The sequence below is a fragment of the Amycolatopsis sp. NPDC114504 genome (genome assembly GCF_055633595.1).
Map to the genome: position 1 here is coordinate 913,665 of NZ_JBVKDU010000007.1, position 14,239 is coordinate 927,903.

Sequence of the window (14,239 nt, forward strand, 5' to 3'; positions counted from 1 at the left end):
CGATTCTTGGTAATCTGGACCGTCATTTTCACCGCGGCGCCGGGAGGGGGTGGGATGCGGCCGGAGAGCTCCTTCCCGTTCGTGCGCGAGCTGAACGAACTGCGCCGCGGCCGCGGGCTCGACGCGGCCGACCTGCACCAGCGGATCGGTCCCTGCCTGCGCGAGGCGTGCGAGATCACCGGCGCCGACCAGCCCTCCGCCGCCCGGCAGAAGCTCGTGCTGCGGCTGACCGAGCTGTGCGGCCGGCTGCCCGCAGACCTGCGCTTGGCCGCGCTCGCGGCGCTCGGCCTGCACGAAGAGGCCGCGGGGGAGTTTCTCGACCGGCGGATCTCGTGGCTGGCCAGCGTCCTGGACCGCGACCCGCGCACCGCGCGCCGGCGGATCGACCTCGCGTTCCGCCGGCTCGAAGAGCTGCTCGGCGCGCCCCCGCCGGACCGTGACCGGCACCCGCTGGCCGGCTGGTACGCCGAGTCGGCGAAGGCGGTGCTCCGGCTCGACCGCGACCCGCCGGACCTGCAGGAGGAGCGCCGGATCGTCGCGGAGGTCGACGAACTCGACGAGCTGGTCCTCTCGTTCAGCGTCCCGGCCGAGCCGGGCAGCGACCCGGTGCCGGACATCGCCGCCGAGGTCCTGTTCGGCGGCGAGATCGTCGAAGCGCGCCAGGTTTCGGTGAGCCACGCGCAGTTCGTCATGCGGCTCCCCAGCCCGTTGCGGCTCGGCCAGCGGCACGAGTACGGGATCCGTTTCGCGCCGCGGCGCACGTCGCTGCGGCCGTACTACGTCATGACGCCCCTGCGCCGCTGCGAAGAGTTCTCGGTGCGGGTCCGGTTCGACCGCGCGAACCCGCCGCCGCGCGTGTGGCGGCTCAACGGCGTGCCGGGCCGGGTCGTCGACGACGGCGTCGACTCGGGGGACGCGCTGACGGTCAACCGCGTCGGCGAGGTGGCGCTCGAGTTCCACGACCTGCACCAGGGGCTGAGCTACGGCCTGCAGTGGTCCTTCGACCCCCGGGAGGACTGAGGCCATGCGCACCGTCCCGGTGGCCGCGACCGTCGTCCGGCTCGGGATCGTCTCCCCGAGCCGCGGCGGCACCGCCCGCGCGGTGCACCTCGGCACCACCCTCGACGGGGTGCTGGACGAGGTGTTCGACCACGTCCCGGTGCCGTACCGGACGCCGACCTGGTACCGCCGGGCCGAAGGGGACAACACGACGCTGGTCATCCCGCCGACCGTGCCGCTGCGGTGGGTCGCGACGGAGTTCGCCGACGGGCTGGGCGAGGCGCTGCGGCGCCGCAACCGCCACCTCAACGAGTTCGGCCGGCTGCGGCTGAGGCTCGCCGCCGACCACGGCGACGTGGTGCTGCGGCCACCGAACTTCGGCGGCGCGGCGATCGCGCTGGCGGTCTGGCTGTGCGACGCGGAGGTGCTGAAGGCGGCGATGGCCGCGGCCCCGGAGTGCGACCAGCTGCTGATCCTCTCCGACCGGTTCCACACGGCTCTCGCGGACGAGCCGGGGTTCCGGCGCGTTGTCGTCCCCGCCGGCGGCGAGCGCGAAATCGCGTGGCTGCGGACCGGTCCGGATACTGGGACGCGGAATACCGGCGCGGGCGGCGGGTTGGCACCGTCGTAGCCGAGCAGAAGGGGCCCGCGATGAGCACGTTCACGAGCGAGTGGCAGGACTGGAAGACCCACCGCGAGGAGGACCTCGCGGCACCCCACGGCTGGCTGGCGCTGGTGTCGCTCGATTGGCTGACCGACGCCCCGCGCGAGTACCCGGGCATCCCGGGCCGCTGGTGGCAGGACGCGGAGGCGGCGTACGTCGACCCGGCCGGCGCGACGCTGACGCACGAGGGTTCGCCGATCACCGGGACCCGCCGGTTCGAGCTGGTCAACAGCGGCGCGGGCACGCGCGTGCTGGCCGGCGACGTCGAGATCGAGGTCGCCCGCCGGTCCGGGTACCTGATCCGCGTGCACGACCCGAAGGCCGAGGTCCTGCGCGAGTTCCACGGCATCCCGGCGTTCGAGCCATCGCCGTCCTGGGTGATCGAGGGGCGCTTCGAGCCGTTCGACGCACCGCGGCCCACGACGGTCGGCGCGGTGGTGGAGGGCCTCAGCCACGTGTACACGGCGCCGGGCCTGGTGCACTTTTCTTTGGATGGAGCGTCGCACACGCTGACCGCGTTCAATGGCAAGGACGGCGGCTTCAGCATCCTGTTCACGGACGAGACGAGCGGCGTGACGACGTACGCGGCGAACCGCTCGCTGCCGGTCAGCGCGCCTTCGGCGGACGGAACGGTGACGCTGGACTTCAACCGGGCGGTGAACCTGCCGTGCGCGTTCACGGACTTCGCGACGTGCCCCTTGCCGCCGGCGGGCAACCACCTGCCGGTCGCGGTGGAGGCGGGGGAGAAGATCCCGTACGAGCGCGGGTGACTCCCCCGCGTTCCCCTAGTGGGCCACGTCGATGACGACGCGGTTGGGCGCGGTGAGCGTGAAGACGTTCACCGCGGTCCGCGACCGCACGCCGAGCCCGACGGTGAGGTGGGCTTCGAAGTCCCCGGTGACGGCGACGGCCATGACGTTGGCGAGGTTCCGCGTCCGGAACTTCTGCGGCCCGGTGTAGGTGGGCGTCCCGGCATCATCGTGCGCGGCGGCGGGAGTGGCGGAGACGTTGATGAAGTATTCGCCGGTGAGCCAGACGACTTCGCCGCTCGGGTCAGCGGTGAGTTCGTCGGTGAGCTGGTAGCTGACGGCGGGCGCGGGTCCGGACGTCAGGTCGAGCACGATCCGGTCGAAGGTGGGGTTGTTCCCGGTCCGGATGTTGGTCATGGCCGGGATGGTGGGAGCGGCGTGGGCCGGCGCGGCGGCGGCGACGGTTCCCGCGAGCAGGATCGCGACGGCGAGGAGCGCGCGTCTGACGGGTCTGGACATGGTGGGCCTCCTGGAGCGAACCGATGGAAGTCCCAGCGCTGGGTTCTCGGGGGACGTCCGGTTCGTCCGGGAAGTTGCGCGGAAGTCCCTTATCGTTATGCGGTTGCTCCGGACGTGGCGCCCGGTCTCAGCGGACGCGACCGGATCACCGACCTGCCGACATCGGCGCAAGCGCTTGGCGACCGAGCGTCGCGGTGTTGTATCACCCCGTCAGGGTATGGCTCTTTTGGCCGCAGGAGGTAAGTGCATTCGTGCGGGGCGTCGCTGCCACCTCCGCCGGAGCATCGCCTCCCAGTCCTTCGAACCGTTCCTTTTCAGTCTGGCGGTTGCCGCGTGCAGGTTGTTGAAATGCTTGTCGAAGTCGCGTTCGAATGACTTCGCTATAAGTAGGTCATAGACTGCTTTGTAAAGATGACCGAAGAGATTGTGTTGCACCTGGAGATGCCACAACGACGTGGTTCGGAGGTGTTGCATCTTGGTCTGCGAGACTGTCATCCGGTCATCAGTCAGCGTGTATTCCCAGCCCCCGTGAGCCAACGCGTTCCTGAGTTCGATCAGCGGCACCACGTGGTCGTCGATCGCGGTGATGATCTCCGTGTGGCGAGATTTGTTCGAGGACTTCAAGCCTCGAGGGACCAGACTGAGGCGGATGCCTTCGAGTTGAGCGAAGCCTTCGTCCACCAGTTTGCGCCAGGTGTCGGACATCGAGGCGCAGGCGAGAATCCTGTCGCGATCGGCGTAGACGGCTGAATCTTCGTGGAAGATCAGTTCCATCAGGCGGCTCTCGAAGAGTGCGGCCAGGTTGACCGCGGCCAGCCGGGTTTGAGAGTCCGCTTCTCGCTGGCGGCCCTGTCGGATGAATTCCTTGCAGTATCGTGTCGTGGTGGTGAATCCGGTTTCGAGTAAGTCTGAGTTGCTGTGGTGGTATTTCCAGACCTTGAAGGAGGACACGATATAAATTCCTGTGTGAAATCTGGGATTCCAGGGTCGGCTGAGTGCAGGAAACGTCCTGCACTCAGCCGACCCGGGAATCGAACCCGGGAACTCCTCGCAATCGAGGCGTGTTCACCATTACACCAATCGGCCATCCGGATATCTCTCCTGGTGGCACCCGCTGATCAGGCAAGCGCCGGAGAGACGCCGGCAGTCAAAGGTTACCTGTCGGAGCTTTCGCGCCGCGGGCACGTAATCTTACCAGCCGCGGTCGCGCCACTCCTTCAGCTTCGGGCGCTCCGCGCCCAGCGTCGAATCATCCCCGTGGCCCGGGTAGAACCACGTCTCGTCCGGCAGCTCGTCGAAGATCCGCGACGAGACGTCGTCCACAAGCGACGCGAAGTCCTCAGGCGACGTGGTCCGCCCCACCCCGCCCGGGAACAGCGAGTCCCCGGTGAACAGGTGCGGGTGCCCCGAAGGATCGCGGTACAGCAGCGCGATCGACCCCGGTGTGTGCCCCCTCAGGTGGATCACCGAAAGAGTGACCTGCCCCACCGAAAGCGTGTCCCCGTGCTCCACCAGGAAGTCCGGCGGCACCGGCAACGGCGATGCGTCCAGCGGGTGCGCCGCCGTGTTGGCCCCGTTCGCCCCCGCCACCGCGCCCAGTGCCTGCCAGTGGTCGCCGTGCTGGTGGGTGGTCACCACCGTCTTCAACGCGGGCCGGTCCGGGCCGTGGCCGATCAGGTCCGAGATGCGCTCCGGGTCGGCCGCCGCGTCGATCAGCAGGGCCTCCTGGGTCGCCCGGCACACCAGCAGGTACGTGTTGTTGTCCATCGGGCCGACGGACAGCTTGGTGATGGTCAGCGCGTCCAGGGTCCGGCGGGTGGCGTCGCCGCCCGGGTCGACGTGCCCGGTGTAGGTCTCCACGATGTTCACCCTGCACACGGTAGTCGTTTCGCTCCAACCGGTTCCACCCGCACAAGCGCGCGCTCACCCCGCCACGTAGGCTCACCGCACCCCCGCCGAACCGACCTCAGGACGACAGTGCCCACCTCCCCGACGCCGCGCCGGATCAGCTGGGACCTCCTCCGCGTCGTCGCCGTCCTCGCGGTGATCCTCGGGCACGTCACCCACCAGGGTGCTCTTCTGCACCCCGAACTGACGGGGTACCCCGTAAGGGTGACAGCGCAGTTCGGCGCCGCGATCCTGCTGGTGATCTCCGCCTTCTTCGTTTGCGCGAGCCTCCGCAAGGGCAATCCGCGCCGGTGGCTGTGGAACCGCGTCGCGCGCCTCGTGCCCGCCTACCTGGTCGCCGTCCTGGTGACCTACGTCGTGACGCGGTGGGCGGCCATCTCCTTCAGCGGCCTGCCGTACCCGTCGGGGGTCCTCGGGTTCCTCTTCGGCGTGCCGCAGGGGCCGCCGGCGAACCCGGCGCCGTGGTACATCCCCACCGGGCTCGACCTGGTCGCCAACCTCGGCATGGTGCAGGAGTGGGGCGTCCGGTCGGAGACGTTCTACTACCTCGACGGCTCCTACTGGACGCTGCCGGTGCAGCTGCTGGCCTTCACCGGCGCCGCCCTGCTGTGGCCGCGGTCGTGGCGCACCCACCGGCTGACCGTCGCCCTGCTGTGGGCCCTGATCCTCGTCCCGCTCGCGCTCCGCTTCCTGGTCTTCCCACCGGGGACGGCCAGCCCGGTCGTCGAGACCTTCTTCTACGGCCTCGGCCTGCATCGGCTGCACGTCTTCGCCATCGGCATCGCGTTGTGGCTCTGGTCGCAGCGCCGGCTCCGGACGTGGCACGCCGCGCTGTTCGTGGCCGCCGCCGTCGCCGCGCAGGACCTGCAGGTCTTCCCGTTCCACGTCGCGCTGCCGCAGGACGCCCTGCGCTGGCCGTCCACGATCGGGTTCGCCGTGCTCCTGCTGCTGGTCTGCCTGGCCGCCCGCGGCCCGGACTGGCGGTTCCCCGGACTCGCGAGGATCGCCCCGGCCGTCACCTGGCTCGCGGGCATCTCGTATGGTCTTTATCTGGTGCACCAGGAACTGGGTTACGTCCTGGCCCGCGCCCTGCTCGACGCCGGCCTGCCCGGCTGGCTGCGGCTCCCCGTGGTCGTCGGTGCCGCCGTGCTGGCGGGCTGGGCGGTCACCGCGGGGGTCGAACGGCCGGTCCACCGGTGGCTCACCACTCGGCGAAAGCCGGAAGAACCGCAGGTCAAAGACGCGGAGCCAGTTTCTGTCGGTGGTGGCTCGTAGCATGGAGAGGCCGCCCGTGCAGCCTCCCACCGGGCCGGCGACCGCAGCTGAGAATGACACTGAAGGGACCCTGGCGTGGCTGATCGCCTCGTTGTTCGCGGTGCCCGCGAGCACAACCTCCGCGGCGTGGATCTCGACCTGCCCCGCGACAGCCTGATCGTATTCACCGGTCTGTCCGGGTCCGGGAAGTCGAGCCTCGCCTTCGACACCATCTTCGCCGAAGGGCAGCGCCGCTACGTCGAGTCGCTCTCGGCGTACGCCCGCCAGTTCCTGGGGCAGATGGACAAGCCGGACGTCGACTTCATCGAGGGCCTCTCGCCCGCGGTGTCGATCGACCAGAAGTCGACTTCCCGCAACCCGCGCTCGACCGTGGGCACGATCACCGAGGTCTACGACTACCTGCGGCTGCTCTACGCGCGGGCCGGCAAGGCGCACTGCCCCAAGTGCGGCGAGCCGATCAGCAAGCAGACCCCGCAGCAGATCGTCGACCAGGTGCTGGAGATGGACGAAGGCGTCCGCTTCCAGGTGCTCGCGCCGGTGGTGCGCGGACGCAAGGGCGAGTACGTCGACCTGTTCGAGAACCTGCAGCAGCAGGGCTACGCGCGCGTGGTCGTCGACGGGACGGTCCACGCGCTGACCGACCCGCCGAAGCTGAAGAAGCAGGAAAAGCACCAGATCGGCGTGGTCATCGACCGCTTGAGCGTGAAGTCGTCTTCGCGCCAGCGGCTCACCGACTCGGTCGAGACGGCGCTGCGGCTGGCCGACGGGCTGATCGAGCTCGAGTTCGTCGACCTGCCCGAGAACGACCCGCACCGGATCCGCGGCTTCTCCGAGAACCTGGCCTGCCCCAACGGCCACCCGCTGGCCATCGAGGACCTCGAGCCCCGCTCGTTCTCCTTCAACTCGCCCTACGGCGCCTGTCCCGAGTGCACCGGCATCGGCATCCGCAAGGAGGTCGACCCGGAGCTGGTGGTCCCGGACGACGAGCTGTCGCTGGCCGAGGGCGCGATCGCGCCGTGGTCGGGCGGGCAGAGCGCGGACTACTTCATCCGGCTGCTGGAGTCGCTGTCGGAGACCATCGGCTTCCGGATGGACACGCCGTGGCGCCGGCTGCCCGCGCGGGCCCAGAAGGCCGTCCTGCACGGCGTCGACGAGCAGGTGCACGTCCGCTACAAGAACCGCTACGGCCGCCAGCGGTCGTACTACGCGGCCTTCGAGGGCGTCATCCCGTTCCTCGAGCGGCGCCAGGAGCAGACCGAGTCCGAGTACATGCGCGAGCGGTACGAGGGCTACATGCGCGAGGTGCCGTGCCCGGCCTGCCAGGGCACCCGGCTCAAGCCGGAGATCCTCGCCGTCACGCTGCAGCACAAGACCCGCGGTGACATGTCGATCGCCGAGGTCTGCGCCCTCTCCATCGCCGAGGCGTCGCAGTTCCTCGACGAGCTGGAGCTCGGGCAGCGCGAGTCGATGATCGCCGGCGCGGTGCTCAAGGAGATCCAGGCCCGCCTGCGCTTCCTGCTCGACGTCGGCCTGACGTACCTCTCGCTCGACCGCGCGTCGGCCACTCTTTCGGGTGGTGAGGCACAGCGGATCCGGCTCGCGACGCAGATCGGTTCGGGTCTCGTGGGCGTGCTGTACGTGCTCGACGAGCCGTCGATCGGCCTGCACCAGCGCGACAACCACCGCCTGATCGAGACGCTGACGCGGCTGCGGAACCTGGGCAACACGCTGATCGTCGTCGAGCACGACGAAGACACGATCCGCTCGAGCGACTGGGTGGTCGACATCGGCCCGGGCGCGGGCGAGCACGGCGGCCACATCGTCCACAGTGGACCGTACAAGAAGCTGCTCAAGAGCAAGGAGTCGATCACCGGGCAGTACCTGTCCGGGCGGCGGCGGATCGAGATCCCGGCGATCCGGCGGCCGATCGACAAGAAGCGGCAGCTGACCGTGGTCGGCGCGCGCGAGCACAACCTGCGCGGGCTGGACGTCTCGTTCCCGCTCGGCGCGCTGGTCTCGGTCACCGGCGTCTCGGGCTCGGGCAAGTCGACGCTGGTCAACGACATCCTCGCGACGGTGCTGGCGAACAAGCTCAACGGCGCCCGCCAGGTGCCGGGCCGCCACACCCGGGTCAACGGCCTGGGCAACGTCGACAAGCTGGTGCGCGTCGACCAGTCGCCGATCGGGCGGACCCCGCGGTCCAACCCGGCCACCTACACCGGCGTCTGGGACCACGTGCGGAAGCTGTTCGCGGCGACGACCGAGGCGAAGGTCCGCGGCTACCAGCAGGGCCGGTTCTCGTTCAACGTCAAGGGCGGCCGCTGCGAGGCGTGCGCCGGCGACGGCACGATCAAGATCGAGATGAACTTCCTGCCGGACGTCTACGTCCCCTGCGAGGTCTGCAAGGGCGCGCGGTACAACCGGGAAACCCTCGAGGTGCACTACAAGGGCAAGACCGTCTCGGACGTGCTCGACATGCCCATCGAGGAGGCGGCGGAGTTCTTCGAGCCGATCAAGGCCATCCACCGCCACCTGCAGACGCTGGTGGACGTCGGCCTCGGCTACGTCCGGCTCGGGCAGCCCGCGCCGACGCTCTCGGGCGGCGAGGCGCAGCGCGTCAAGCTGGCCAGCGAGCTGCAGAAGCGCTCGACCGGCAAGACGGTGTACATCCTCGACGAGCCGACGACCGGTCTGCACTTCGAGGACATCAACAAGCTGATCGGCGTGATCAACGGGCTGGTCGACAAGGGCAACTCGGTGATCGTGATCGAGCACAACCTCGACGTGATCAAGACGTCCGACTGGATCATCGACATGGGTCCCGAAGGCGGCAACGGCGGCGGCACGATCGTCGCCGAGGGCACGCCGGAGCACATCGCGAGCGTCGAGGAGAGCTACACGGGCGAGTTCCTGCGCACCGTCCTCACCGCCGAGTAGCGGCTCACCGCTCCTCCCCGGTGGTCTGGTGGACCACCGGGGAGAGCGGGCCGTAGTGCAGGGCCCGGAGCCGGTAGGCCGAGCCCCCCTCGCCGGGGAGCACGGACAAGGTGCACGTCGTCGCGTCCGGGTCGGTCACCTCGACCGGGTCGAAGTCCGGCGTGCCCGGCCGCCGGATCTCCAGGAGGAACCCGGCTTCGTCGCTTGTGCGGTCGGCCCACGTGAACGTCACCGTGTCGCCGGACGTCACCTCGTGCAGCTCGGTCGTCACCGGGCCGGTGAACGGCTGCTCCCGGTAGTAGAACGGCGTCCGGGGGATCAGGTCCGGGTGGTGGTAGCTCGTCGTGTGGGCGGGGAGGAACCGCAGCGTCGTCCACGGCCCGGCGGGGTCGTTCGCGTACTCGACGCGGTGGCCGGCCTCGTCGTCCGGCCACGTCAACACCACGTCGGTCGGTGACGTCAGCGAAGCGGTGAACGAGGGCGCCGGCGCGGCGGTGGCACAGCCCGCGGCCAGCAGCGCCACGCAGAGCAGGGGTTTCACGGACACGGCGGCTCCCGGGTGAAGCGGGGGCGGCGGCGATCGTGATCAGCTTAGGAACCCGCCCGCACGGCGACAAGGTCGTGCCGATCACCGGAACGCACCAATCCGGCCCCGAACCGGCACCGAACCGCGCGAAAGCCCGCTGAACCGTTTCCCGCAACCGTCCGTGTCTCAGGTGTCGAGGTCCGCCGGACGGCGGTGCCGCCCTCACCGAGGAGAGAAACGCCATGAACCGTATCCGGACGGCCAGTTTGTGTGCCGCCGCGATCGCCGTCGTCGCCCCCTTGTCGGCCTGTGGCGACATGGCCTCCGCCGGGGGCGGGAACCCGGAGCACGGGCAGCCCGGACACGTGATGCTGGCCGCCACGGAGGTGGCGGGGGTCGGGACGGTCGTCACCGACGCCGCGGGCAAGACGCTCTACCGGTTCGACAAGGACATGGCCACGCCGCCGATGTCCCACTGCGAGGCCGAGTGCGCCACGACCTGGCCGCCGGCGCTGGCCGGGGAGACCTCGCCGATGCTCCAGGGCATCCAGGACAGCCAGGTCGGCACGCTGGCGCGGCCGGACGGCAGCAAGCAGCTCACGCTCAACGGCTGGGCGCTCTACGAGTTCTCGGGCGACAAGGCCCCCGGGCAGATGAACGGCCAGGGCGCCAACGGCACCTGGTTCGCCGTCGCCCCGGACGGCAGCAAGATCACCGCGGCACAGCCCGCGGCCGGTGGCTCCGGCTACTGAAACCGACGGATTCCGGGCAGCACGAGGAAGGACGGGCAGCCGATGAACACCATGGTCGCGCTGCGCTCGGCGCACGCACCGCCGGTGGAGCTGAGGGTTGCACTACTGTCCTCGACGACTCAGAACACCGTCGGGAGGACGAGGGTGGCCATAGGAGGCAGGCGGCCTAAGAAGGCCAAAGGCGAGGACCTGATTCGGCAGCTGTACGCCGAACACGGCCGGAGCCTGCTGGCCTACGCGACGAGGCTGACCGGTGATCGGGCGGCAGCCGAGGACGTGGTCCAGGAGACGCTGGTCCGAGCGTGGAAACACGCGGACGACCTGCAGAACGACGGGAAGGGCTCGGTGCGCGGCTGGTTGCTGACCGTCGCGCGCAACCTGGTCACCGACCGGGCACGTGCCCGGGCGGCCCGGCCACAGGAGGTGGCCGAACCGGCCGAAGGCGCGCCGACGCCGGCCGTCGAGCGCGATCACGCCCAGGGCGTGGTCGACTCGATGACGGTGCTCGGCGCGATGGACGGTCTTTCTAACGAGCACCGAGAGGTCCTGGTGGAGATCTACTACCGGGGACGGACGGTGGCCGAAGCGGCGAGAACACTCGGCGTCGCACCGGGTACCGTGAAATCAAGGTCGTACTACGCACTGAGAGCATTGAGAGCAGCGATGATTTCGAGCGGAACGGAGGTGGCGCGATGAACGCGGTCGATGAGAGTCACACGCAGCTCGGCGCGTACGCCCTCGGCGCGCTCGATCCCGGGGAGGCGGCCGACTTCGAGCGGCGGCACCTGCAGACCTGCGCGCAGTGCCGGTTCGACCTGAACGAGCTCGTGGCTCTGCGCGAGTCGCTCGACGAGGTACCGCCCGAGGCGTTCCTCGACGGGCCGCCCGAGGGCGGGGATCTGCTGCTGCAGAAGACCCTCCGCCGGGTGCGCGACGAAGAAGAAGCACTGCCGGTCCGCTCTTCGGGCCGCACGACGTCACGCCGGGGCCTCGCCCTGGTCGCGGCGGCCGTGCTGGTCGTGGCCGCGCTCGGCGGCGGAATCCTGGTCGGCCGGCAGACGGGTGGGGGAAGCGAGCCCCTCGCGATCCCCGCGCCGCCGACCGATGTGCCCGGCACGAAGAGCGTCGAAGGGCGTGATCCGACGACCGGCGTGCAGCTGGCCGCGTCGGTGGCCCCGTTCCAGGGCTGGGTCCGGGTGAACGTCGCCGTGAAGGGCGTCAAGGCCGGGGAGCAGTGCCTCCTCCAGGTCGTCACGAAGGAAGGCCAGGCGGTCACCGCCGGCAGCTGGAAGGTGTCCGAGAAGTGGGAGAGTTCGGGCTTCTCGCTCGACGGTTCCGCTTTGGTGGCGCCTGACGACGTGAAGTCGGTCGACATCGTCACGGTGGACGGCCGGAAGCTGGTCTCGGCCCAGGTATGACGGGCGCGCGCTACCGGTTCAGCAGCACGTGGCTGCTGCCCGGTACCGCGCCCGATCGGGTGTTCGACGCGGTCACCGACCTCGCCGGCTACCCGCGGTGGTGGTCGGACGTCCGCACGGTGCGCCGGGTGGACGACGACACCGCCGAGCTGATCTGCCGGTCCCGGCTCCCGTTCCGCTTGGTGGTCCGGATGCACCGGGAACACCAGGACGAACGGGCGGGCCTCATGCGGGTCCGGTTGAGCGGCGACCTGGACGGGGTACTGGCCGGAGCGGTCCGCGCGGCGGGCGCGGGCACGCTCCTGCGGATCACCCAGGACGTCCAGGCTCGCAAGGAGCTGCTGCGGCGGCTCGACGCGGTGGCCCGGCCGCTCTTCCGCGCCAACCACGCGCTGATGATGCGGCGGGGCCACCGCGGCCTTTCGGCCTACCTGGCGTGATCGAAGCGCCAACTCGCGTGAGTGAAGGGTCGACTCGCGTGATTGCGGAGTCGACACGGTCGGGGAAGCCGTGTCGACCCTCTGATCACGCGTGTCGACCCTTCACTCACGGCCGGCCACGCAGACCTCCGGGGCAGGCGTGGCGGCCGGGCGGGGGCGGCGGGCCAGGACCACCGCTCCCAGCGTCACCGCGGCGATCAGGAAGCCCGCGCTGACGCCGTACGCCAGCCGGAAGCCGGACGCCAGTGCTTCGCGGTGGCCGAGCGAACCCAGACTCGCCGTCCGGGACGCGGCCACAGAAGCCAGGACCGCCGTGCCGATCGCCGCGCCCACCTGCTGGGTCGTGTTGATCAGGCCGGACGCCACGCCCGCGTCGGCGTCGGCGACGTCCGACATCGCCAGCCCCATCAGCGCCGGGATCGCCACGCCCGCGCCGAGGCCCATCACCAGCAGCGGCGGCAGGATGCCGGTGAAGTAGCTGTCGGACACCTGCGTCAGCAGCAGCAAGCCCACGATCACCAGGCCCAGCCCGGACAGCAGCACCGCCGGTGCCCCGAACCGCGCGGCCAGCTTGTCCGCGAAGCCCAGCGACGCCACCGCGATCACCAGCGGCACCGGCAGGAACGCGACGCCGGTGCGCAGCGCGTCGAGGCCCAGCACCTGCTGCAGGTACAACGCCGTGACGAACTGGAAGCCCAGCATCCCGGCGACCATCAGCACCATCACCACGTTCGCGCCGGTGACCGCGCGGATCCGGAACAGCCGCAACGGCAGCAGCGGCGTGCGGGCCTTCGCCTGCCGCACCACGAACGCGGCCAGCAGCGCGGCGGCCGCGACCACCGCACCCCAGGCGTAGGACGAAATCCCGTACACGCCGAGCATCACCGCCGCGGTGACGAGCACCGCGCCCAGGACGTCCAGGCCGGCCCGCAGGCCCGGGCCGCGGTCGGCTTCGAGCACCCGGACCGCCAGCACCAGCGCGACCACGCCGATCGGCAGGTTGACGTAGAACGTCCAGTGCCAGCTCAGCGCCTGCGTCAGCGCGCCGCCCGCGATGAGCCCGATCGACGCGCCCGCGGCCTGCGTGAAGCTGTACACCCCGATCGCCTTCGCGCGGGGGCCCGGCTCGGGGTACATCGTGACGATCATGCCGAGCACGACGGCCGACGCGAGCGCGCCGCCGACCCCCTGCGCGAACCGCGAAACGACGAGCACACCGGCGTCCGAAGCCAGTCCCGCGACGAGCGACGCCGCCGTGAACAGGCCGAGCCCGCCGAGGAAGACGCGGCGGCGCCCGAGCAGGTCGCCGAGCCGGCCGGAGATCAGCAGCAGGCCGCCGAAGGCGACCAGGTACGCCGTGACGACCCAGGCGAGACCGGCGGCGGTGAAGCCGAGGTCGGCCTGGATGGCGGGCAGCGCCACCGCGACGATGCTGCTGTCGAGCACGACCATCAGCGAGGCGGCGCACAGCACCGCCAAGGCGAGGCCGCGGGAGCGGGTGGGATGGTTCTCGGCCATGTCTGGGCCCCTCCAGTCGAGCGTTCCCCCTGGTCGTTGCCAGGGCACTTCTTGTAACAGTGCCCATCATGTGTGACCATGGGTGCGCTCGTAAGGAGGCACTTTCATGTCCCAGGGGAACATCGGTGTACCTGTCCAGGTCACCGAGATCGACCCGGAGAAACTCGACGTCTGCACGGTGCTGGAGGTCATCAACCGGATCAGCGGCAAGTGGGCGATCGGCATCCTCCTGGAGGCCATCCGCGGCCCCGTGCGCTTCACCGAGCTGGAACGCGCGGTCAACGGGATCAGCCGCCGGATGCTGACCCTGACGCTGCGCAACCTCGAGCGCGACGGCCTGCTGGAGCGCACGATCTACCCGACGGTCCCGCCGCGCGTGGAGTACGAAGCCACGCCGATGGCGAAGGAGCTGTACCAGTCGCTGAGCGGCCTGCTCGGCTGGGCGGAGCAGCACCGCGAAGACATCGCCGCCGCGCGCGTCGTCTACGACGGCCACGCCGCCTGCTGACGCGGACGTGGAAACGGGCCGCTGCG

General features: G+C 70.2%; 15 protein-coding genes and 1 tRNA gene. 10 read left to right on the forward strand and 6 right to left on the reverse strand.

The annotated features are described in order from the left end of the window. Positions 1-54 precede the first annotated feature (54 nt). Genes ACZ7PG_RS50760 through ACZ7PG_RS50770 form a run of 3 tightly spaced genes read left to right on the forward strand, consistent with a single transcriptional unit; the run spans position 55 to position 2,433 of the window. Positions 55-1,020 (forward strand): hypothetical protein, encoded by a 966-nt coding sequence (locus tag ACZ7PG_RS50760; protein ID WP_470246428.1) that lies wholly within the window; start codon positions 55-57, stop codon positions 1,018-1,020. Between the two features lie 4 nt (positions 1,021-1,024). After that, on the forward strand, positions 1,025-1,630 hold the full coding sequence (locus ACZ7PG_RS50765) for a hypothetical protein (protein ID WP_470246429.1): 606 nt from the start codon (positions 1,025-1,027) through the stop codon (positions 1,628-1,630). Between the two features lie 20 nt (positions 1,631-1,650). Then, positions 1,651-2,433, forward strand: a complete 783-nt coding sequence (locus ACZ7PG_RS50770) for a DUF1684 domain-containing protein (RefSeq protein ID WP_470246430.1) — start codon at positions 1,651-1,653, stop codon at positions 2,431-2,433. Between the two features lie 15 nt (positions 2,434-2,448). On the opposite strand, the gene ACZ7PG_RS50775 is transcribed toward ACZ7PG_RS50770, so the two are convergent. The 4 genes from ACZ7PG_RS50775 to ACZ7PG_RS50790 form a co-directional block, all read right to left on the reverse strand. Then, on the reverse strand, positions 2,449-2,931 hold the full coding sequence (locus ACZ7PG_RS50775; protein WP_470246431.1) for an AMIN-like domain-containing (lipo)protein: 483 nt from the start codon (positions 2,929-2,931) through the stop codon (positions 2,449-2,451). Between the two features lie 210 nt (positions 2,932-3,141). After that, positions 3,142-3,882, reverse strand: coding sequence for a hypothetical protein (locus ACZ7PG_RS50780; RefSeq protein WP_470246432.1), 741 nt, complete (start codon positions 3,880-3,882; stop codon positions 3,142-3,144). Between the two features lie 65 nt (positions 3,883-3,947). Beyond that, a tRNA-OTHER gene (locus ACZ7PG_RS50785) sits at positions 3,948-4,017 on the reverse strand. A gap of 105 nt (positions 4,018-4,122) precedes the next feature. Next, positions 4,123-4,800: an MBL fold metallo-hydrolase gene (locus ACZ7PG_RS50790; RefSeq protein ID WP_470246433.1), complete on the reverse strand. Its 678-nt coding sequence runs from the start codon at positions 4,798-4,800 to the stop codon at positions 4,123-4,125. 108 nt (positions 4,801-4,908) lie between these two features. On the opposite strand from ACZ7PG_RS50790, the gene ACZ7PG_RS50795 reads away from it, so the two are divergent. Further along, positions 4,909-6,114, forward strand: coding sequence for an acyltransferase family protein (locus ACZ7PG_RS50795; RefSeq protein WP_470246434.1), 1,206 nt, complete (start codon positions 4,909-4,911; stop codon positions 6,112-6,114). Positions 6,115-6,189: 75 nt separating this feature from the next. Further along, complete coding sequence (uvrA, locus tag ACZ7PG_RS50800; protein WP_470246435.1) at positions 6,190-9,051, forward strand: excinuclease ABC subunit UvrA; 2,862 nt, start codon at positions 6,190-6,192, stop codon at positions 9,049-9,051. Positions 9,052-9,055: 4 nt separating this feature from the next. On the opposite strand, the gene ACZ7PG_RS50805 is transcribed toward uvrA, so the two are convergent. Then, positions 9,056-9,598, reverse strand: coding sequence for a fibronectin type III domain-containing protein (locus tag ACZ7PG_RS50805; RefSeq protein ID WP_470246436.1), 543 nt, complete (start codon positions 9,596-9,598; stop codon positions 9,056-9,058). A 221-nt stretch (positions 9,599-9,819) separates the two neighbouring features. Between ACZ7PG_RS50805 and ACZ7PG_RS50810 the strand changes: the two genes are divergently transcribed. The 4 genes from ACZ7PG_RS50810 to ACZ7PG_RS50825 all read left to right on the forward strand — a co-directional run bounded on the left by ACZ7PG_RS50810 (position 9,820) and on the right by ACZ7PG_RS50825 (position 12,187). Further along, on the forward strand, positions 9,820-10,329 hold the full coding sequence (locus ACZ7PG_RS50810; RefSeq protein WP_470246437.1) for a hypothetical protein: 510 nt from the start codon (positions 9,820-9,822) through the stop codon (positions 10,327-10,329). 144 nt (positions 10,330-10,473) lie between these two features. Continuing rightward, positions 10,474-11,025: a sigma-70 family RNA polymerase sigma factor gene (locus ACZ7PG_RS50815; RefSeq protein ID WP_410597193.1), complete on the forward strand. Its 552-nt coding sequence runs from the start codon at positions 10,474-10,476 to the stop codon at positions 11,023-11,025. Continuing rightward, the gene (locus ACZ7PG_RS50820) at positions 11,022-11,747 is read left to right on the forward strand and encodes an anti-sigma factor family protein (RefSeq protein WP_470246438.1); all 726 of its coding nucleotides are present in this window, start codon (positions 11,022-11,024) and stop codon (positions 11,745-11,747) included. Before ACZ7PG_RS50815 ends, ACZ7PG_RS50820 begins: the two co-directional genes overlap by 4 nt. Further along, positions 11,744-12,187, forward strand: coding sequence for an SRPBCC family protein (locus ACZ7PG_RS50825; RefSeq protein WP_470246439.1), 444 nt, complete (start codon positions 11,744-11,746; stop codon positions 12,185-12,187). Before ACZ7PG_RS50820 ends, ACZ7PG_RS50825 begins: the two co-directional genes overlap by 4 nt. A gap of 102 nt (positions 12,188-12,289) precedes the next feature. Here ACZ7PG_RS50825 and ACZ7PG_RS50830 read toward each other — a convergent pair whose 3' ends face one another. After that, the gene (locus ACZ7PG_RS50830) at positions 12,290-13,705 is read right to left on the reverse strand and encodes an MFS transporter (RefSeq protein WP_470246440.1); all 1,416 of its coding nucleotides are present in this window, start codon (positions 13,703-13,705) and stop codon (positions 12,290-12,292) included. A gap of 106 nt (positions 13,706-13,811) precedes the next feature. Here ACZ7PG_RS50830 and ACZ7PG_RS50835 point away from each other — a divergent pair, with 106 nt between their 5' ends. Next, on the forward strand, positions 13,812-14,213 hold the full coding sequence (locus tag ACZ7PG_RS50835; protein ID WP_360482710.1) for a winged helix-turn-helix transcriptional regulator: 402 nt from the start codon (positions 13,812-13,814) through the stop codon (positions 14,211-14,213). Positions 14,214-14,239 lie beyond the last annotated feature (26 nt).

Coding starts and splice junctions, on each gene's coding strand:
- ACZ7PG_RS50760 (WP_470246428.1), top strand. CDS start 55: ATGCGGCCGGAGAGCTCCTTCCCGTTCGTGCGCGAGCTGAACGAACTG.
- ACZ7PG_RS50765 (WP_470246429.1), top strand. CDS start 1,025: ATGCGCACCGTCCCGGTGGCCGCGACCGTCGTCCGGCTCGGGATCGTC.
- ACZ7PG_RS50770 (WP_470246430.1), top strand. CDS start 1,651: ATGAGCACGTTCACGAGCGAGTGGCAGGACTGGAAGACCCACCGCGAG.
- ACZ7PG_RS50775 (WP_470246431.1), bottom strand. CDS start 2,931: ATGTCCAGACCCGTCAGACGCGCGCTCCTCGCCGTCGCGATCCTGCTC.
- ACZ7PG_RS50810 (WP_470246437.1), top strand. CDS start 9,820: ATGAACCGTATCCGGACGGCCAGTTTGTGTGCCGCCGCGATCGCCGTC.
- ACZ7PG_RS50820 (WP_470246438.1), top strand. CDS start 11,022: ATGAACGCGGTCGATGAGAGTCACACGCAGCTCGGCGCGTACGCCCTC.
- ACZ7PG_RS50825 (WP_470246439.1), top strand. CDS start 11,744: ATGACGGGCGCGCGCTACCGGTTCAGCAGCACGTGGCTGCTGCCCGGT.
- ACZ7PG_RS50830 (WP_470246440.1), bottom strand. CDS start 13,705: ATGGCCGAGAACCATCCCACCCGCTCCCGCGGCCTCGCCTTGGCGGTG.
- ACZ7PG_RS50835 (WP_360482710.1), top strand. CDS start 13,812: ATGTCCCAGGGGAACATCGGTGTACCTGTCCAGGTCACCGAGATCGAC.